Genomic DNA, 18,930 nt, shown 5'->3' with positions numbered 1-18,930 from the left:
AATGAACCAATCATTGAAAAATCAAAAGTTTTTTTATTTTAATTATATTATCCCAGCTACCTCAGCAAAAATCAAACAAATAATACTTATACCCCATATATAAAAAAAGCTTCTTTTGATATGATCTTTAATATTAACCTCTGCTAAACCGCAACCCAGCAAAGTTGCAGGCACAACAGGAGAAATAAATGTCGCACAATTTCTTGCTATCACCATGATAATAGCTATAGTCAAAGGTTCAGCGCCAAAAGCCTTAGTTACACTCAAAACTATAGGCATCACTCCATAAAAATAAGAATCTGTACAAAAAATAATTGCCATTGGAACAGCTAATATCCCTACCATCAAAGGAATATAAGCGCCTAAATAATCTGGAACAAAATTTAAAATCAAAACACCCATTTTCTCCATAATACCACTTTTATCAAATACGCCTATTAATATCCCAGCACCAATTAAAGTAATATACATAAGCATTGCACCAGCACTTGCACGATCTAAAACTTTTTTAGCTATTTTTAAATTAGGATAATTAAGCGGTAAAATTATTGCAAGTCCTATCATAAAGCAAATATAACTAGGAAAAATACCACTAATTAAAAGCCCAATAACCCCAATAGCTACAAGTAAATTTAACCAAAACCATTTTTCATTATGGTGTTCGCTTTTTTCTATATTTAAATTTATTCCCGACAAGTTACCTGCGCCTGCACCTCTTTTTATTTCTATCTTAGCAATCCAAATTGCCAAAAGAAGGGATAATACCAAACCTACAATCTGAATAGGTATAATATGGTGCCAAAGCAAATTTGCATCCATTCCTATATTAGTAGCCGCTCTTAAAGTAGGACCACCCCAAGGAATAACATTCATAACCCCCATAGCCGAAGTAATAATCAATAACATTGAAGTCTTTCTTATACCTAGACGCTCATAAATAGGTAATAATGCAGGTATTACAATAAGAAAAGTAGAAGCACCTGAACCATCTAAATGCACAGCAGCAGTAATAAAAACAGTAAGAATGCAAACTTGATATACATTAGCTTTCATTTTTGATAAAAACGCATTTAAAATTTTAGTAAAAAAACCACTTGCATTTAAAACACTAAAAAAGAGTATAGAAAAAACAAACAAAGCTGCCGTATCCGTTACGCTTTTGACTCCATCTTTAATAAAAGCAACCAATGTTTTAATATCAAAAACACCTCCTTCTTTAACCCCTAAAGCTGCACCCACGCCAAAACCAAGCTGTTCAAGAATAAGTAAAATACAAGCTACACTAATACTTACACTTATAAAAGCTAATGCTGGAGTAGTATAATCTTTTAGCAAAAGCCAAACTATCAATCCTAATGAGAAAAAACCCAATAAAGCTAAAAAAATTTCCATATCCTATCCTTTTGTATCATTTTTATTCAATAATAAAATGGATATTTTAAGTCCAACTTATATGTGTTTAAATTTATAGCTTTTTGGAAAAAATATATTTTTTAATGTAACTATTTTAAACAAGAATAAAAAATAATTTTTAATTATTTTTGATAAAGTATTCACTCTTTTAAATTTACAACTAGAAGTAACGATAGTCAAAATATAATAAGTTGCATAATATTATCAAAACTAAAAAGTAAAAATTTTAACTTCACATTCACTTCACTTAAAAAGTTTATAATGTTATCACTTTACATTGAAGGAGAAATAATTATGAAAAAAAGTATTTTATTTGCATCAGCACTTTTAGCTAGCTCAATGCTTTTTGCAGATAGTCTAAAACTTGAAGGTACTATTGCACAAATTTATGATAACAATAAAACCTTGCTTATTGACTCGATTTATGGCGGACAAATGGCTATAAAAGTTCTACCAAATACCGAAATAGAAATGGATGATTGTGGTATTTTTGGAACAGATAAAGATGGAACTTTTAAAGATTTACAGGTTGGAAATTTTTTAGAAAGTAAAATTTCTTATGGAACACCTGCTACGCCAAATACTCAGGCTATTCCAGTAGCTAGAAAAATTGAAATTCAATGTTATAAAAAAGCTTATTAATATAAATCCCTTAACAAGGGATTTATAAAAATCATTCTTTACTAAACTACTTCATCACCCTTAAATAAAAATTTAAACTCTTTTTTAACAAGCAATTTATAAAATAACACTTATATTTTCATCTAAGGCAAATAATGAAAAAATGGATTTTTATTGTTTTTTGTTTTATATTAGGTTTTATTATTCATATATTTTATATAGGATACACTAACGAACTTTTATTTAATAAATTTATTAAAAACAGCAATCCTGATTATACAATTACAGATATTTACTTCAAAAAAGGTTTTTTAACCTCTAAAGGAAGCTTTACTTTAAATCACTCTCATACACAGCTTTCAACCAAAATCAACCTTAAATTTAATAATTATTTTTTCTTAGATAAAATTATAAAAGGAAATTTTACAAATCCTTTTGATTTTTTAGATGAAGTGTTAAAAAACAATCAATTAGGAACTTTTACTCTCAAATTACACGATAACAACTCTAAAATATTTCTAAATATTAAAGATATAAATTTAAGCAATGAAGGCGGAGATACCATAATAAACGGCGGATATATTGAAGCTTTAATGAATAAAAATTTAGAAATTAAAAACATTAAAATACATTTTGATATGATTGATTTTTCTCAATTTTATACTAAATTTATATTGCAAAATTTAAATTACGAACAATTTTTTAACAATCCTGTACAATTTTATGAGTTAAATTTATTTAGCGATAGCCAACAAGAGATCAACTTTGATTATCTTGTGCTAGACAACAATAAAATCAATTCTTTTTATAGTAAAAACCAAGTAAATTTTAATGAAGAAAATTCAGCAATAAACTTAAACATACAAGGAAAATCCAATGAAATTGATATTGATCTTAAATCTTTATTGGGTCAGAATTTGAATTTTGACAAAACAAAATTTAATATAACCATAAATAAATTTCTTAACTCAAATTTCAATATCTCTCATTTTATTCAAAAAAATCTTGATCTAGAAATACAAAATTTAATTCTTGAAAAAAATAAACAAAATATCAGTCTACAAGGTAATTTAAATATTAACAACTCTTATCAAGCAAAATTACAAGTTATCAGTTCAGATGAGCCTGATGAAATTTTTCCTTGGACAAAGGATTATGGAGGTTTAAATCAATATTTTTTAAAAGAAAATAATAACTTTTTTCTAAATTTATCTTATGATAGCTTAGCCAATCCTCAGCTAAAAATTAATGGTAGTGAATTTTCAAATATGGATTTAAATTAATGAGCCTAGCTTTGACCTTTCGCCCTGAAAATTTTGATGATATTTTAGGACAATATGAGCTTATAGAAATTTTCAAAAAATTTACTGCTTTACAAAAACTTCCTCATAGTATTTTTTTTGGAACGGCAGGTTCTGGAAAAACAACTTTTGCTAGAGTTGTAGCCAAAGAATTTGGCTTAGATTTTTATGAATTTGATGGAGGAAATTTTAAACTCGAAGAACTAAGAAAAATTTTAGATAATTATAAAAATAGTCTTTATAAGCCTTTAATTTTTATTGATGAAATTCACCGCCTTAGCAAAACCCAACAAGAAATGCTTTTAATTCCTATGGAAAATTACCGTTTAATTTTAATCGGCGCAAGCACTGAAAATCCCTATTTTGTTTTAAGTTCTGGTATAAGAAGTCGTTCCATGCTTTTCGAATTTAAATCTTTAGGGGTAAAGGAACTTGAAACTTTACTCTTGCGTGTACAAGAAAAAATGAAATTTAATATTGATAAAGAAGCTAAAGATTTTCTACTTAAAAGTGCTGATGCAAGAGCTATGCTAAATTTGCTTGAATTTGTCTTGGTTTTAGATGAAAAACATATCAGTCTTGAAAATCTTAAAAAACTTCGCAACACCATAAATAGTGAGGGTGTTAGCTCAAAAGATACACATTATATCTTAGCAAGTGCAATGATAAAAAGTTTACGTGGAAGTGACGTTGATGCAGCTATTTATTATCTTGCAAGACTTATTGATGCAGGAGAAAGTGCGGATTTTATCGCTAGGCGTTTGGTGATTTTTTCAAGTGAAGATGTCGGAAATGCCGATCCAAATGCTTTAAATTTAGCAGTTTCGACTCTAGAAGCCGTTAAAAATATAGGTTATCCTGAAGCAAGAATTATCCTAGCCCAATGCGTAGTTTATTTAGCAAGCACAATCAAATCCAATGCAAGCTACAAAGCTATCAATGAAGCTTTAAACTATGTAAAAAATAATGAAGCTTTAGAAATACCTAATTATCTTAACAACAATCATCAAGAAAAACAAGACTATCTTTATCCACATGATTTTGGTGGCTGGGTAGAGCAAAAATATCTTAGTAAAAATTTAAAATTTTATCATAGCAAGGGCTTAGGAGAAGAAGCAAAATTGTTAGATAATTTATATAAATTAAAAAATTATAAAGCTTAATTTTATTATTTAAAATTTACAAAATAAATGCTAAAATCAATATTTTATTTTCAAGGAAAAAGATGATTAAAATAGGAATTTATGGCGCTAAAGGACGCATGGGAAAACAGATTGAAGAATGTTTAAAAAGCGAAACGCAAGCACAAATTTCGATACTTTATGATAAGGGTGGAAATTTAGAAGAGCTTTTTGAAAAAAGCGATGTGATTATTGATTTTTCTTCCCCAAGTGGAACTCATGAGCTTTTAAATTATGCAAGAACTATGCCTAAACCTTTGGTAATAGGTACAACAGGACTTGATGAGAAAATTTTACATTTGATGCAAAGTGCTAGTGAAGTGATGCCGATTTTTTATGCGACCAATATGTCTTTAGGTGTTGCAGTTTTAAACTATCTTGCTAGTAAAGCGAGTCAAATGCTAAGAAATTTTGATATAGAAATTTTAGAAATGCATCATCGCCATAAAAAAGATGCCCCAAGTGGTACAGCTATGACTTTAGCCCAAAGTGTAGCAAAAGCTAGAAATTTAGAACTTGAAAAAGTAAGAGTAAGTGGAAGAGATGGCATTATAGGTGAAAGAAGCAAAGATGAGATTGCCGTGATGAGTTTAAGGGGTGGCGATATAGTAGGACGCCATACAGTAGGTTTTTATGAAGATGGAGAATTTTTAGAACTTAATCATACCGCTACTTCAAGGGCGACTTTTGCTAAAGGTGCGATTAAAATCGCTATTTGGCTTAGTAAGCAAGAAGCAAAAATGTATTCAATCAATGATTTTTTAGGAATTTAAATGTGTGCAGTTGTAGGAGTTATCAATTCAAAAAATGCTAGCACTTATGCGTATTATGCGCTTTTTGCTATGCAACACCGTGGGCAAGAGGCAAGTGGTATTAGTGTGAGTAATGGTAAAAATATTAAGACTATTAAAGCTAAAGGTGAAGTGAGTCAAATTTTTAATCCTGATAATCTAAAAACTTTAGAAGGTGAAATCGCTATAGGGCATAATCGCTATTCTACAGCAGGAAATTCAAGTTTAAATGACGCTCAGCCCATAGCAGCTACTTCGGTTTTAGGTGATATTGCTTTAGCGCATAATGGAAATTTAGTTAATAAAGAAGAAGTAAGATCAAGACTTATTCAAGATGGGGCTATTTTTCAAACCAATATGGATACAGAAAATGTTGTCCATCTTATCGCAAGAAGTAAGCAAGAAAGTCTAAAAGATAGATTTATTGAGAGTTTAAAAGAATGTATAGGAGCTTATTGTTTTGTTTTAGCAAGCAAAGATAAACTTTATGTTGTAAGAGATCCTCATGGGGTGCGTCCTTTGTCTTTAGGGCGTTTAAAAGATGGAGGCTATATAGTTGCTAGTGAAACTTGTGCTTTTGATCTTATAGAGGCTGAATTTATTCGTGATGTTAAACCAGGGGAAATGCTTATTTTTACTCAAGGAAATGATAAATTTGAAAGCATAGAACTTTTTTCTCAAACTCCTAGAATTTGTGCTTTTGAATACATTTATTTTGCTAGACCTGATAGCATAGTAGAAGGCAAAAGCGTGTATGAAGTGCGTAAAAAAATGGGCGAAGCTTTAGCTAAAAAATTTGCTTATAAAGCAGACTTTGTCGTGCCTGTGCCAGATAGTGGAGTAAGTGCAGCTATAGGTTTTGCTCAATATTTACAAATCCCTCTTGAAATGGCAATAGTAAGAAATCATTATGTAGGAAGAACTTTTATAGAGCCAACTCAAGAGCTTAGAAATTTAAAAGTAAAATTAAAGCTTAATCCTATGCGTAAAGTTTTAGAAGGCAAAGAAATAGTAGTCATTGATGATAGCTTGGTGCGTGGCACTACTTCTAAAAAAATAATTTCTTTACTTCGTGCTGCAGGAGCGAGCAAAATCCATCTTGCCATAGCTTGTCCTGAAATCAAGTTTCCTGATACTTATGGCATAGATACTCCAACTTTTGAAGAACTTATCAGTGCAAATAAAAATGCTGAAGAAGTGCGTGAATATGTAGAAGCTGATACGCTAAGTTTTTTAAGCATAGAAGAATTAACCCAAAGCATAGGCAATGAAAGGAAATATTCTTTAATCAGTTTTGATGGAGATTATTTTATTAAATAATTTTATTTTAAATTAGGATTAGGCAAAGTTGCACTTGCACTTCCTACATTTATATTTTGAGTTGGTGGCAAAGGAGTATTTGGTGTATCAATTTGACTTAAAAGCTCTAAAGTTTGATTAAATTCGAAGCTTTCTTCAGGATTTTGTCCTAAGAATTTTTGCATAAATTCTTTTTTAGAAATAGCTTCATCAAGTTCTTTATCACTTCCTTTCTGATAAGCACCGATGCGAAGCAATACTTCATTTTCTTTTAAAAGCGAGTTTAAACGCTTAAATTTTCTTGCCCAAAGTTTATGTTCAGGACTTATAATATCACTCATCACCCTTGAAGCAGAGTTTTGTATATTAATAGGAGGATAAATTCCAAAGTCTGTTAATTCACGACTTAAAACAATGTGTCCATCTAAGATAGAACGACTTTGATCGGCGATTGGATCGCTCATATCATCTCCATCTACCAAAACGGTAAAAAAGGCTGTTATAGTGCCTTTACCTTCTTCTTTACCCGTTCTTTCCATGAGTTGAGGTAAAAGACTTAAAACACTTGGCGGATAACCTTTGGTTGTAGGAGGCTCTCCAAGAGCTAGTCCAATTTCTCTTTGTGCCATAGCAAAACGCGTTACACTATCCATGATAAAAAGTACATCTTTGCCCTGTTCTTTAAAGTATTCTGCCACACTCATTGCGCAAAAAGCACCGTATTTACGCATCAAAGCACTATCATCACTTGTAGCAACAATAATCACTGTATCATCGAGCTTTCCGCCTAAATTTTTTTGTATAAATTCAGGAATTTCACGCCCCCTTTCTCCTATGAGCGCCACTACCTTTATAGGAGCTTTGGAATTTTTAACTATCATTCCCATAAGAGTGGATTTTCCTACCCCGCTTCCTGCAAAAATACCAAGTTTTTGCCCTACACCACAAGTTAAAAGCGCGTCTATGGTTTTAACACCCACGGGAAAAACTTCTTCTATAAGCCCTCTTTTCATCGCATCAATAGGTGCACGCATTATAGGCATATATTTACTTACTTCTATAGCTCCTTTACCATCTTTTGGACGCATAAAAGGATCTACTACTCTGCCTAAAAGTTCATCGCTAACGCCTATTTGCATACCTGCATCACTTATGAAAGCACGATCGCCTATTTTAAAACCTTCTATAAAAGAAAAAGGGCTTAAATAGCTAAATTGTTCTTTGATTTCTACGACCATAGCTAGAGTGTTTAAATTTTCATTTTCATTAGAAACTAGCTTTACTATATCTCCAACCCCTGTTTTAAGCCCACGAATTTCTATACTCGTAGCAGAAATTTTTGTAATCTCTCCAAAGATAGCACTTAAATTTTCTTTACCAAGTTTGGAGCGTAGTTTTTCAAGATTCATTAAAATCTTACCTGTTTAGCAGAGTTTATGAGAGAAAAAAATTCCTCTCTGGTTTTTTCATTTTTCAAGAAAATTCCACGCAAAGCTGAAGTTGTAGTGGTGGAATTAGCTTTTTGCACTCCACGCATTTCAACACACATATGTCTTGCTTCTATGACTACACCCACACCTTTTGCATCGACATTTTCCATTAAAGCTTGTGCGATTTGTTCGGTAAGTTGTTCTTGAATTTGAAGTCTTCTTGCAAACACCTCTACAAGGCGTGGAATTTTGCTTAAACCTACTACTTTTTTATTAGGGATATAGGCTACATGAGCACGCCCAAAAAAAGGTAAAAGATGATGTTCGCAAAGACTATAAAATTCTATATCACGCACTAAAACCATTTCATTATTAGAGCTTTCAAATAAAGCGTCATTTAAAATTTCTTTGACATTTTGCGTATAACCACTAGTAAGAAATTCATAAGCTTTAAAAACACGATTTGGTGTTTTAATCAGTCCTTCACGATTTGGATTTTCTCCTATAATTTCAAGCATAGTTTTAACACAATCTTCAAATTTTTTTTGCAAATTTTTCTCCAAAAATATTTTTATTATTTTAATAATAATGTAATATTGCAATTTTATCATAAATTACTTTAAAATTTTATGCAAGTAATAAGGAAAAATTTGCTATGATTGAAAGCAAATTTTATTTTATAAGGAAAAAACTATGGAAGTAAAGGCAAAGCAACTAGATTCTGTTAATGCGACTGCTAGTGTAAAAATTCCTTCAGGAATGATCAAAAGTGAAGTAGAAAATTTAGCAAAAAAAGCTTCTAAAAGTGTAAAAATGGATGGGTTTAGACCAGGAAAAGTTCCTGTAAGTGCTGTACTTAAAAGATATGAAAGAGAACTCACTCAAGACGCGGAACAAAATCTTTTTAAATCTGCTGTAAATAGTGCTTTACAAGAACTTAAAAAAGAAAGTAAAGAGCTTGTAGGTGAGCCATATTTTGAAAAATTTGATCGTAAAGATGGAGAAATTATTGCTGAGTTAATACTTTCTTTTAAACCTGAAATCAAACTTGAGGGTTATGAAAAACTCATTCCTGAATACCAAACTCCAAAAGTAGGTAAAAAAGAAATTGATGAGAAAAAAGATGAACTTTTAAAGCGTTTTGCTACTCCTGAAGCTATAAAAACAAAAAGAGCTTTAAAAGAAGGTGATTTTGCAAAATTTGATTTTGAAGGTTTTGTAGATGATAAAGCTTTTGAAGGTGGTAAAGCTGAAAATTATGTTTTAGAAATTGGTTCTAAGCAATTTATTCCAGGTTTTGAAGATGGTATGGTAGGAATGAAAATAGGTGAAGAAAAAGATATCAAAGTAACTTTCCCTAAAGAATACGGTGCAGCGCATTTAGCGGGTAAAGATGCCGTATTTAAAGTAAAACTACATGAAATTCAAGAGCTTAAAATTCCAGAACTTGATGAAGAAATGCTTAAAAAACTTTTACCAGGAGAAGAAAAAACTAGTGTTGAAGTTTTAGATGAAAAATTAAAAGAGCAAATCAAAAACGAAAAGCTTTTTAAACTTGTAAATGACGAATTAAAAGGTAAATTTGCAGATGCTTTGATTGAAAAATATAATTTTGATTTACCTAAAGGCATAGTAGAACAAGAAACTGATATGCAAATGCGTGCAGCTTTTAATACTTTTAGCGAAAAAGAAATTGAAGAGCTTAAAGCAAGTAAAGAAAAATATCAAGAAAAACGTGATTCTTTTAAAGAAGAAGCGCAAAAAAGTGTAAAACTTACTTTTATTATTGATGAGCTTGCAAAATTGCGTAAGATTGAAGCAAATGATCAAGAATTGATTCAAGCGATTTATTTTGAAGCATATCGCTATGGTATGAATCCAAAAGAGCATTTAGAAAACTATAAAAAACAAGGAGCTTTACCTGCTGTGAAAATGGCTTTAATTGAAGAAAAACTTTTTAATGATATTTTTATGCCAAAATCGGAAAAATCGGAAAAATCGAGCAAAAAAGAGAAAGAAGATAAATAATGTTTATTCCTTATGTTATTGAAAAATCCAGTCGTGGTGAAAGAAGTTATGACATTTATTCACGCCTTTTAAAAGATAGAATTATTATGCTAAGTGGCGAAATTCATGATGAACTTGCTGCTTCTATCGTAGCACAACTTCTTTTTTTAGAAGCTGAAGATCCTACAAAAGATATTTATCTTTATATCAATTCTCCAGGCGGTGTCATTACAAGTGGTTTTAGTATTTATGATACTATGAACTATATCAAACCTGATGTTTGTACGATTTGCATAGGACAAGCTGCTTCTATGGGAGCATTTTTGCTTAGTTGTGGCGCAGAAGGAAAACGTTTTGCTTTGCCTAATTCACGCATTATGATTCATCAACCTTTAGGTGGAGCTAGAGGTCAAGCCACAGATATTGAAATTCAAGCTAAAGAAATTTTAAGACTTAAAACTATACTTAATGATATTTTGGCAAAAAATACTAAGCAAAAAGTTACAAAAATAGCAAAAGATACAGAAAGAGATTTTTTCATGTCAGCACAAGAAGCTAAAGAATATGGACTGATTGATAAGGTTTTGGAAAAAAGTTTTAAATGATTTCTTTGGAGATCATTTAAAACAAAGGTTTTTTAATGGTTAGAAAAATTATCACTTATCCTAATCCTAGACTTTTTTTAAACTCTGAAATTGTAAATAAATTTGATACAGAACTTCACACCTTGCTTGATGATATGTATGAAACTATGATAGCAAGTAATGGAGTAGGTTTAGCAGCTATTCAAGTGGATATTCCTTTGCGTGCTTTACTTGTGAATATTTTTGATGAAAATGATGAACAAAAAAAAGAAGATTTGCTAGAGATTATTAATCCTGAAATTATTCCTTTAGATGAAGAAATGATCACTTGCACAGAAGGGTGTTTGAGTGTGCCAGATTTTTTCGAAGAAGTAAAACGCTATAATCATATCTTACTTAAATATCAAGATCGCTTTGGAGAATTTAAAGAACTTGAAGCAAAAGGTTTTTTAGCTGTGGCCATTCAACACGAAAATGATCATTTAAATGGACATTTATTTATAGAAAAAATTTCTTTTGCTAAGCGTCAAAAATTCGATAAAGAATTTAAGAAAAAGAAGAAAAATCATAAAAAAGAGAAATGAAAAAACTAAAGTGCATAAGCTTTCATGAAGGCTTAGACATTATAGAGGTAGAATCCACTTTTACAAGAGGTTTGCCAAATTTAAGCATAGTAGGACTTGCAAGTGTAGCGATTAAGGAAAGTATCGAACGCATCAAAGCCACGCTTTTAAGTTGTGATTTTGCTTTTCCTGCTAAAAAAATTACTATCAATCTTAGTCCTTCAGGCATCCCAAAAAAGGGATCTCATTTTGATTTGGCCATTGCTTTATTAATCCTTTTGCAAAATGAAGAATTAGATGACTTTTTTGTAGTAGGAGAATTAGGACTTGATGGAAGTATTAAAAGCACTAACGAGCTTTTTTCTTTGCTTTTGTTTCTCTCTGCTAAAATTAAAAAAGCTAAAATCGTTGTTCCAAAAAGCATAGCTCAAAAAGCTTCCATGATACCAAATTTGGAGGTTTATGGACTTGAAAATTTAAATGAAGCAATAGAGTTTTTTAAAGAAAAAAATTATGAAAATTTTCACTTCTCGCACAATCATCCTTTATTTACAAACCCTTTGCAAATAGAAAATGAAATTTTTTTACAAAATATGGATTTTAAACTTGATTTTAAAGACATCAAAGGGCAGGAAAAAGCTAAAAGAGCTTGTATGATAGCTGCTTTAGGTATGCATAATATCTTATTTGAAGGAAGTCCAGGAAGTGGTAAAAGTATGTGTGCTAAACGTCTTGTTTATATCATGCCTCCTCAAAGTTTAAGTGAAATTTTAATGCAAAATGCTTATATGTCTTTAGATTCAAAAGATTGTGAATTTACTAAAATTCGTGCTTTTCGTCATCCTCATCATACTTCTACAAGAGCAAGTATTTTTGGCGGAGGAACAAAAAATGCTAGAATTGGAGAAGTCGCACTTGCAAATGGTGGAGTATTGTTTTTTGATGAATTTCCACATTTTAACAAGCAAATCATAGAGAGTTTAAGAGAACCTTTAGAGGATTATAAAATTCATATTTCAAGAGTAAATTCTAAAATCACTTATGAAACAAAATTTAGCTTTATAGCCGCTCAAAATCCTTGTCCTTGCGGAAATTTATTTTCTAAAAATCTTTCTTGTGTTTGTAGTGAAAATGAGATTAAAAAATACAAAAATCACATTTCAGCTCCTATTATGGATAGGATTGATCTTTATGTAGCTATGGATGAGATTAGTAAGGATGATAAAACGAGTATAAGTTCTAAAGAAATGAGTGAAAAAATTTTACAAGCTTTTATTTTTGGTAAAAAACGAGGGCAAAAAGAATTTAATGGGAAATTAAAAGATGAAGATTTGAGTCGTTTTTGTGTATTGGAAAAAGATGCCAAAGATACGCTAGATTTAGCAATTTCACGTTATAATCTTTCTTTGCGATCGCTCAATAAAATTTTAAAAGTTTCAAGAAGTATAGCGGATTTAGAACAAAGTCTTAATATTAACAAAACTCATATTTTAGAAGCTTTAAGCTTTAGAGCAAGGAATTAAAATGGAAAATAAAAGTATAGCTATCTTTATAGATGCAGAAAATATCCCTGCAAAATATGCTAAAAGTATTTTTGATATCGCTTCAGATTATGGAGAAGTTATCATTAAACGCATTTATGGGGATTGGACTCAAAAAAATATACAAGGTTGGAGAGAGCAAATTGCTGAATATTCTTTAATCGCTATGCAACAATTTAATTTTGCGGCCAACAAAAACTCAAGTGATATGTATTTAATCACTGAAATCATGTCCATATTTTATGAAAAAAATATAGATATTTTTGTTATTGTTTCAAGCGATAGCGATTATACTTCACTCATTCAAAAATTAAGAGAAAATAAAAAACAGGTTATAGGAATGGGGCTTGAAAAATCTATAAAATCCTATGTAAATGCCTTTAGTGAATTTTTTTATTTAGATAAAGATGAGAGTAAAAAAGAAGATATTTTAAGTAAGGATTATTTAAGAGCTTTAATCAATATCACCGAACAGCTCATCGATGAAAAGGGGCGTGCCGAATACGCACTAATACGCACTAATATGAACCGCAAATACTCGGATTTTCATCCGCAAAATTATGGTTTTAAGAATTTTCGTGCTTTGATCCAGAAATTTTTACCTAAAATGAAAAAATTTGAAGAAGAAAGAGAAAAAAATATATATTTTTTGGTGAAAAAAGATTATGAAAGCTATTATTGATAATATAAACATTTTAGAACAAAATGCTATAAATAAAGGCTTAGATGAGCTTATTTTAATGGAAAATGCGGGATTAAATTTAGCCAAACTAATTAAAAAAGAAGCTAAAAAAATCTGCATTCAACGCAAGATTAAAAAAGTAAAAATACTTTTTTTATTAGGCGGGGGTAACAACGCTTCAGATGGCTTGGTGGCTTTAAGAAATTTAAAACACGCTAAAGCTTATAAAGTAGGCTTTAAAGAAAATACGCTTTTTAAAAAACAAGAGCAAATTTTACAAAATTATGCTTTTAAATTTTGTAAAAAAGAACCTGATTTTAAAAAATTTCATATTATCATTGATTGTATTTTAGGCACAGGCTTAAATCGTTGCTTAGATGAAAAAACAAGTTTAATAATTCAAAAAGTTAATCAAAGCAAGGCTTTAAAAATAGCTTGTGATATGCCTACAAATTTGGGATTTTATCCTTGTTTTAAAGCTAATATTACACTTTGCATGGGAGCCTTAAAGGAAATTTTACTTGAAGATTTTGCTAAGGAATTTGTAGGAAGGATTAAAATAGCCAATTTAGGCATTAGCTCTAAGAAATTTTACCCTAATTCTCAAGCTTTTTTGCTTGAAAAAAAAGATTTAAAAACTATAGATAGAAAAATCAACGCTAATAAAGGAAATTTTGGCCATATTTATATAGTTGCCAATGCAAGCGCTGGAACTTTAGCAGGACTTGGAGCCTTAAATTTTGGAGCAGGTCTTGTTTCTTTAGTAGCACAAAAAAGCTTCTCGCCTCTTTTGATGTTAAAAGAAAAAATTGAAAATAATGCAAGTGCTATTGCTTTAGGTATGGGGCTTGAAAATTTGGATTTTCTAAAAGATGAAATTTTGCAAAACACTCCTTTGATCTTGGATGCAAACTGCTTTTTAAGTGAAGCTTTGCTTTGGTATTTAAACAGAAAAGATGTCGTTATAACCCCTCATCCAAAAGAATTTATAAGACTTTATAAAATATGCTTTGATGAGGATTTAAATATAGAAACATTGCAAAAAAATCGCTTTTTCTACGCTAGAAAATTTTCACAAAATTATGATTGTGTTCTTGTTTTAAAAGGAGCAAATCCTATTATTGCACAAAAAGAAAAATTATTTGTTGTAAATTTAGGAAATCAAGCCTTAGCTAAAGGTGGGAGTGGAGATGTTTTAAGTGGAATGATTGCTGCGCATTTAGGTTTTGGTTTTAGTGCTTTAGAAGCAGCAAAAAATGCTACTTTAGCCCATGGACTTGTTGCAAAGAAATATAAATTTAATAAAAATAGCTTTGATGCTTTAAAACTTATCAAAGGATTAAAATGCTTGTAAAATTAGCTGTACTTTTTAGTGGAAATGGAAGTAATTTAGAAAATATTTTAGAAAAACTTCATAAAAAAACTATAGGAGAAAATACCTATGAAGTAGTACTTTGCCTTTGCAATAAAAAAGATGCTTTTGGTATACAAAGGGCAAAAAAATTTGGTCTTGATACTGTGATTGTTGATCATAAGGCTTATAATACTCGTGAAGAATTTGATACGATTTTGGTACAAAAGATCAAAGAAAGTGGAGCAAATCTTACTGTATTAGCAGGTTTTATGAGAATTTTAAGTCCTGTTTTTACAAAAAATATTAAGGCAATTAACCTTCATCCTTCTTTATTACCCCTTTTTAAAGGAGCACATGCGATTAAAGAAAGCTATGAAAGTGATATGAAAGTAGCTGGTGTGAGTGTGCATTGGGTCAGTGAAGAACTTGATGGTGGAATGATTATAGCTCAAAAAGCTTTTGAAAAAAGAAATTTGAGTTTTGAAGAATTTGAAGAAAAAATTCATAGTCTAGAACATGAAATTTTACCCTTAAGTGTGATTGAAATTTTTTCTTAAAGAATTAAAGGTATTTGCTTTAAAACTATAAAATATCGCTTTAAAAAATTTTAAAATTTTCAAGGAAATTTATGTTTGAATGGATATTTAGTATTGATGCTTGGATTACTTTAGCTACTTTAAGTGCTCTTGAAATTGTACTAGGGATAGATAATATCATTTTTTTAGCTATTTTAGTAAGCAAACTACCCCTTGAACATCGTGATAAAGGACGTATCTTAGGTTTAGCTTTTGCAATGATTACAAGAATTTTACTTCTTTTATCTCTTTTTTGGGTGATGAAACTTGTAACACCTTTGTTTAGTGTATTGGACAATGAAATTTCAGGAAGAGATCTAGTTCTTTTACTAGGTGGACTTTTCTTAATTGTAAAGTCTATTAAAGAAATTAAAGAGCAAATTTCTCATCAAGAAGAAAGTCAAAGTCATTTTAAAGCAAGCAATAAACTTTGGATAGTTGTAGCTGAAATTGCTGTGATTGACATAGTGTTTTCGCTTGATAGTGTTATTACCGCAGTAGGAATTGCTCAAGATGTAACCATCATGATTATCGCTGTTATTATCGCAGTAGCTGTGATGCTTTTTGCTTCTAAACCTATAGCAAATTTTGTTGAAAAATATCCAAGCATTAAAATTTTAGCCTTAGCTTTTTTGGTGTTAATAGGCGTAGTTTTAGTTGCTGAAAGTTTTGATATTCATATTGATAAGGCATATATTTATACTGCTATGGCTTTTGCTTTAGTGGTGCAAATTTTAAATATTTTAGATCAAAGAAAGGAAAAAAATGGCTAAAGACGCTAATGGAACAGAACTTAATGCAGGTGATAGCGTGAGTGTAATAAAAGATCTTAAGGCTAAAGGTGCAAGTACAACTTTAAAACGTGGAACTACTATAAAAAATATTAAGCTCACTTCTAAAGAAGGTGAAATTGAGGCTAGAGTAGACAAATTTGGAGTTATTGTTTTAAAAACTGAATTTTTAAAGAAAATCTAGGCAAAGAATGTGCGAATCTTACTTGTTTTAAGAGGGAATTATTACGCAGGACAAGAAGAATTTATCAAAAATAATAAACTTCAAAATTATACACTTGATTTAAATGCTTTGCGTCTTTTATCAGGAAGCGTTAAAAATATAGTCAGTGAATATAAAATTTTAAATGTTAAAAATGATGAAGATTTGAGTAAAATTTTACTCAAACTTCTAGAAATGCGTATGCAAAAAGGTGAGTTTTGCATCATAAACGCTTACAATGAAACATTAAAAATTTATAAAGACTTAGCTAAACAATATCGCTATAAAATGTATGTTATTGTTTTTGATAGCTCTTTAAAACAATGTCAAGAAAAAAATCTTTTAGAAGCTAAAAAAAATGGATATATCATCCCTTATGCTCTTTTGGAAAAAACTCAAGATTTACTCAAAAAAAATCCAAAAAAATACTCAATTTTAGACTCGAGCGACTGGAAAAAATGTCTTTACCAAATGCCAAATTTAAGCAAATACAAAAAAATTCATCATATAGGAGATTTACAAGGTTGCTATAGTGTTTTAAAAGAATACATTAAAACAATCAAAGAAGATGAATTTTATATATTTTTGGGAGATTATATCAACAGAGGTATAGAAAATGGCAAAGTAATAAAATTTCTTTTAAAAATTTGCGAAAAAGAAAATGTATGCTTATTAGAAGGAAATCACGAAAGACATCTTATAAAATGGGCTAATGGAGAATTGTCAAATTCCAAAGAATTTAATGAAAATACTTTAAAGGATTTTAGAAAAGAAAAACTTACTCCAAGAGATGCTAGAAAACTCTATCCTCATCTAAAAGAATGTTTATACTACAAATTCCAAAATAAATTCATATTTTGTTCACATGGAGGAGTAAATTTTATACCCTCCAAACCTGAAAAAATAAGTTTTATACCAAGCCATGATTTTATTTATGGTGTAGGTGGATATGAAGACAGTCAAAAAGTAGCAAATCAATTTTGCAATTTCACCTCGGACAATCTTTATCAAATCTTTGGACACAGAAATAAAGAAAAACTTCCTATGAAAATAGCCAAAAGAGTATTTTTATGCGAGGGTAAAATAGATGATGGTGGATATTTACGCGTAGTTACACTAGATAAAAAAGGTTTTGAGTGTATAGAAATTAAAAACCAAATTTACAAAAAGAAATAAGCCTAAAGAGGCTTATTCTTCATCTTTATTTGTTTTTTTAACCACCTTAACACGCTCTATAGAATTCCCATCCATTTTTTTAACTTCATAGTAACAAAGTTCATCTTCAATGCGATCTCCTACTATAGGCAAGCGTCCTAAAAGATTAAATACATATCCACCTATAGTAACTTGTTCTAAATCCTCATCATAGTTTATTACAAGCATTTCTTCAACAGTTTCTATATCGCATCGTCCTTGAAATTCATAGATATTTTCAGCAAGTTTTTTATAGCTGTCTTCTTCATGCTCGCTTTTAATTTCGCCAATAATTTCTTCCATGATATCTTCCATGGTTAAAATTCCAGCAGTTCCACCATACTCATCAACTACTAATGCAGTATGAGAGCGTTCTTTATTCATCATTACAAGTACTTTTGAAATGCTGATATTTTCAGGAACCAAAATCAAAGGTTTAACAAAAGTATCTAAATTTTGACTTTTATGGCTTAATTCATTTTGTATTATATCTCGTATGTGTATCATCCCTAAAATAGTATCTTTAGAACCGTCAATATAAGGAAAGCGAGTATGTTTATGTTCACAAATGATTTGCATATTTTCTTCGTAACTTTTTTGTTTATTTAGACAAATCATATCTTTTCTAGGAGTCATAATCTCTTTAGCAACAGTATCTGAAAAATCAACAGCATTGCGTATGATCTCTGTTTCAAATTCATCTAAAACTCCACCTTTTTGACTCTCACTTGCTATGATTTTAATTTCTTCTTCGCTATGAGTTAGCTCGCTTTCTTTAGCAGGTTTTATTCCAAAAAGTTTCAAACTTATAGCTGCTAAAAAATCGAAAATTTTAATACAAGGCAAAAAGAGTATCCAAAACCAATGAAGCGGTCTAGCTATAAATAAAACTGCTTTATCCGCAACTGCAATAGCTATACTTTTTGGCACAAGTTCTCCTAAAACCACATGTAAAAGAGTAATAATGCTAAAAGCAATAATAAAAGCTATAGTATGGATAATAACAGTGCTAAAACCAAGATTAATAAGCGGAATTTCTAGCATTTTTGCAATAGCAGGTTCACCTATCCAACCAAGAGCTAGAGAACTTAAAGTGATTCCTAATTGACAAGCACTAAGATAAGTATCGAGTCTTGAAGTAACCTCCAAAGCTTTCTTGGCACCAGCTTTTTTTTCTTTTACCATCTCTTCAAGCTTGGAACGACGTACTTTAACAATACTAAATTCAGACAAAACAAAAAAACCATTTAAAAACACTAGAGCAAGTGCAACAACAACCATAAGTATAGAATATCCTGCATCAAAAGATGCTGTAGAAGTTTGGTTTAAATCCAAAACCTGACTGGGGTCCAATGAAGCTCCTTAAGAAATAAAATATTATTAAACCTTATTATACACAAT

The 18,930-nt window shown here is 30.3% G+C and carries 19 protein-coding genes; 15 read left to right on the top strand and 4 right to left on the bottom strand.

Translation table 11 applies throughout. The features are described 5' to 3' along the window. Nucleotides 1–42: 42 nt before the first annotated feature. Nucleotides 43–1,392 (bottom strand): CitMHS family transporter, encoded by a 1,350-nt coding sequence (locus AJN69_RS05045; protein WP_002861011.1) that lies wholly within the window; start codon nt 1,390–1,392, stop codon nt 43–45. 315 nt (nt 1,393–1,707) lie between these two features. On the opposite strand from AJN69_RS05045, the gene AJN69_RS05040 reads away from it, so the two are divergent. The 5 genes from AJN69_RS05040 to purF all read left to right on the top strand — a co-directional run bounded on the left by AJN69_RS05040 (nt 1,708) and on the right by purF (nt 6,627). Beyond that, nucleotides 1,708–2,055 (top strand): hypothetical protein, encoded by a 348-nt coding sequence (locus AJN69_RS05040; protein WP_002851849.1) that lies wholly within the window; start codon nt 1,708–1,710, stop codon nt 2,053–2,055. 134 nt (nt 2,056–2,189) lie between these two features. Further along, a complete protein-coding gene (locus AJN69_RS05035; RefSeq protein ID WP_070261529.1) occupies nt 2,190–3,317 on the top strand; it encodes a hypothetical protein in 1,128 nt (375 codons plus the stop codon). Next, complete coding sequence (locus tag AJN69_RS05030) at nt 3,317–4,498, top strand: replication-associated recombination protein A (RefSeq protein ID WP_044778724.1); 1,182 nt, start codon at nt 3,317–3,319, stop codon at nt 4,496–4,498. Before AJN69_RS05035 ends, AJN69_RS05030 begins: the two co-directional genes overlap by 1 nt. A 62-nt stretch (nt 4,499–4,560) precedes the next feature. Further along, nucleotides 4,561–5,289: a 4-hydroxy-tetrahydrodipicolinate reductase gene (dapB, locus tag AJN69_RS05025; RefSeq protein ID WP_052802346.1), complete on the top strand. Its 729-nt coding sequence runs from the start codon at nt 4,561–4,563 to the stop codon at nt 5,287–5,289. Next, nucleotides 5,290–6,627 (top strand): amidophosphoribosyltransferase, encoded by a 1,338-nt coding sequence (gene purF / locus AJN69_RS05020; RefSeq protein WP_070287920.1) that lies wholly within the window; start codon nt 5,290–5,292, stop codon nt 6,625–6,627. A 2-nt stretch (nt 6,628–6,629) separates the two neighbouring features. Here purF and fliI read toward each other — a convergent pair whose 3' ends face one another. Then, a complete protein-coding gene (gene fliI / locus AJN69_RS05015) occupies nt 6,630–8,015 on the bottom strand; it encodes a flagellar protein export ATPase FliI (protein ID WP_002854283.1) in 1,386 nt (461 codons plus the stop codon). After that, on the bottom strand, nt 8,015–8,587 hold the full coding sequence (folE, locus tag AJN69_RS05010) for a GTP cyclohydrolase I FolE (RefSeq protein ID WP_002851990.1): 573 nt from the start codon (nt 8,585–8,587) through the stop codon (nt 8,015–8,017). The genes fliI and folE overlap by 1 nt, the downstream gene beginning before the upstream one ends. Before the next feature lie 142 nt (nt 8,588–8,729). Here folE and tig point away from each other — a divergent pair, with 142 nt between their 5' ends. The 10 genes from tig (at nt 8,730) to AJN69_RS04960 (ending at nt 17,511) form a co-directional block, all read left to right on the top strand. Next, nucleotides 8,730–10,064: a trigger factor gene (gene tig, locus AJN69_RS05005; protein ID WP_032599953.1), complete on the top strand. Its 1,335-nt coding sequence runs from the start codon at nt 8,730–8,732 to the stop codon at nt 10,062–10,064. Next, a complete protein-coding gene (gene clpP / locus AJN69_RS05000; RefSeq protein WP_002861003.1) occupies nt 10,064–10,648 on the top strand; it encodes an ATP-dependent Clp endopeptidase proteolytic subunit ClpP in 585 nt (194 codons plus the stop codon). The genes tig and clpP overlap by 1 nt, the downstream gene beginning before the upstream one ends. A 35-nt stretch (nt 10,649–10,683) precedes the next feature. Continuing rightward, nucleotides 10,684–11,211: a peptide deformylase gene (def, locus tag AJN69_RS04995; protein ID WP_002861002.1), complete on the top strand. Its 528-nt coding sequence runs from the start codon at nt 10,684–10,686 to the stop codon at nt 11,209–11,211. Next, nucleotides 11,208–12,713: a YifB family Mg chelatase-like AAA ATPase gene (locus tag AJN69_RS04990; RefSeq protein WP_070274220.1), complete on the top strand. Its 1,506-nt coding sequence runs from the start codon at nt 11,208–11,210 to the stop codon at nt 12,711–12,713. Before def ends, AJN69_RS04990 begins: the two co-directional genes overlap by 4 nt. 1 nt (nt 12,714) lies before the next feature. Beyond that, entirely contained in the window at nt 12,715–13,413 is a 699-nt protein-coding gene (locus AJN69_RS04985; RefSeq protein WP_052949937.1) for an NYN domain-containing protein, read from the top strand. Then, the gene (locus AJN69_RS04980; RefSeq protein ID WP_070274219.1) at nt 13,397–14,767 is read left to right on the top strand and encodes a bifunctional ADP-dependent NAD(P)H-hydrate dehydratase/NAD(P)H-hydrate epimerase; all 1,371 of its coding nucleotides are present in this window, start codon (nt 13,397–13,399) and stop codon (nt 14,765–14,767) included. The genes AJN69_RS04985 and AJN69_RS04980 overlap by 17 nt, the downstream gene beginning before the upstream one ends. Further along, entirely contained in the window at nt 14,758–15,324 is a 567-nt protein-coding gene (purN, locus tag AJN69_RS04975) for a phosphoribosylglycinamide formyltransferase (protein WP_002866343.1), read from the top strand. Before AJN69_RS04980 ends, purN begins: the two co-directional genes overlap by 10 nt. Nucleotides 15,325–15,395: 71 nt before the next feature. Next, on the top strand, nt 15,396–16,115 hold the full coding sequence (locus AJN69_RS04970) for a TerC family protein (protein ID WP_070280892.1): 720 nt from the start codon (nt 15,396–15,398) through the stop codon (nt 16,113–16,115). Further along, entirely contained in the window at nt 16,108–16,317 is a 210-nt protein-coding gene (locus tag AJN69_RS04965; protein ID WP_070280890.1) for an alkylphosphonate utilization protein, read from the top strand. The genes AJN69_RS04970 and AJN69_RS04965 overlap by 8 nt, the downstream gene beginning before the upstream one ends. Before the next feature lie 9 nt (nt 16,318–16,326). Then, nucleotides 16,327–17,511: a metallophosphoesterase gene (locus AJN69_RS04960; RefSeq protein ID WP_070280888.1), complete on the top strand. Its 1,185-nt coding sequence runs from the start codon at nt 16,327–16,329 to the stop codon at nt 17,509–17,511. 12 nt (nt 17,512–17,523) lie between these two features. Here AJN69_RS04960 and AJN69_RS04955 read toward each other — a convergent pair whose 3' ends face one another. Next, a complete protein-coding gene (locus tag AJN69_RS04955; RefSeq protein WP_002860995.1) occupies nt 17,524–18,882 on the bottom strand; it encodes a hemolysin family protein in 1,359 nt (452 codons plus the stop codon). Between the last annotated feature and the right edge of the window lie 48 nt (nt 18,883–18,930).

It is taken from the genome of Campylobacter sp. BCW_4338 (genome assembly GCF_001763255.1).
Classification (GTDB): domain Bacteria; phylum Campylobacterota; class Campylobacteria; order Campylobacterales; family Campylobacteraceae; genus Campylobacter_D; species Campylobacter_D jejuni.
Note: the sequence above shows the minus strand (reverse complement) of the source record. Positions and strands in the feature narration are given on the sequence as shown.